Source organism: Streptomyces sp. NPDC005195 (assembly GCF_040608315.1).
Lineage (GTDB): Bacteria > Actinomycetota > Actinomycetes > Streptomycetales > Streptomycetaceae > Streptomyces > Streptomyces kaempferi.
Window position 1 is genome coordinate 1 of sequence record NZ_JBEXHZ010000380.1, and the last position, 1,150, is coordinate 1,150.

General features: G+C 71.8%; 1 protein-coding gene. It reads left to right on the forward strand.

Going from position 1 to position 1,150, the window contains the following annotated elements; genetic code table 11:
• The coding region (locus ABZV34_RS39795) for a polyprenyl synthetase family protein (protein ID WP_356288297.1) at positions 1-761 on the forward strand (761 nt) is incomplete at its 5' end.
• Positions 762-1,150 lie beyond the last annotated feature (389 nt).

The following is a 1,150-nucleotide window of genomic DNA, read 5'->3' on the forward strand; positions in this document are numbered from 1 at the left end:
CGCTGTTGCACGACGACATCATGGACGGCGACGCACTGCGCCGCGGGCGCCCCGCGGTGTGGAAGGCGTACGGCACCGGTCCCGCCGTCCTCGCGGGTGACGCGCTGTTCGCGCTGGCCGTGGACACCCTCACGGCGGCGCCCTCGACCCCGGGTTCCGGCGCGGCCGTGAGGCAGTTGACCACCGCACTGCGTGACCTGGTCCGGGGGCAGGCGGACGACCTGCTCTTCGCCCGGCGTCCGTGGACCGGGCCCGACGCGGTGGGGGTGCGGGAGTACGAGGTGATGGCCGAGCACAAGACCGGCGCCCTGCTCGGGTGCGCGCTGGCGGTCGGGGCCCTGCTCGCCGGAGCGCGGGGGGAGACGGCTGCCGCGCTCGACCGCGCCGGGCGCCATCTCGGGGTGGCCTTCCAGATCGCCGACGACGTGCTGGGCATCTGGGGCGACCCGGCCGTCACCGGCAAACCGGTCCACGGTGATCTGCGGCAGGGCAAGAAGACCCTGCCGGTCCTCGCCGCCGTCGCGGCTCCGGGACATCGGGCGCTCGCTGAACTCCTCGCCTCCCCAGGGGGCCTCGACGACACCGCACTGCGCCGGGCAGCGGCTCTCGTCGAACAGGCCGGCGGCCGTTCGACGGCGCTGCGCGAGGCGCGCCGGCATCTCGCCGCGGCGGACACCCTCCTGGCGGGCGCTTCGCTGGCTCCGCGCCCCGCCGGGGACCTGCGCACGGTGCTCTCCTCGCTCGCCCACCGCACGATCTGACACCTCGTCGCCTCCGGCTCCGTCCATCGCGGGCCGGAGCCGCTGCGATGTCGGTCACATGTGCTGGTCGGCGCCCCTCGCGAGGCAACCGTTCCCCGTTCTCACTCATCTGTTCGGGAGACGCACAGCAGGTCACACCTTGGTCACCGTGAAGTGAACATGCGTAAAGAGATCGCCTCGAAGTTCATGAAAGGGATCTTCCTCCTTTACATGCACATGGCGAATCGGTGAGGCTTCGCCTCGGGGCCCGACAGCCCCCACGGCGGTCAACTCCGCCGTGTGTCAGGGCGGTTGGTGATGCCTGCCGCCTCTGTTCGAAGGAACTCAGTGCGTAGACCCCACATACGCCGGATGGCGATCGCCGTCGTGGTGACGACGGCGGCCACGCT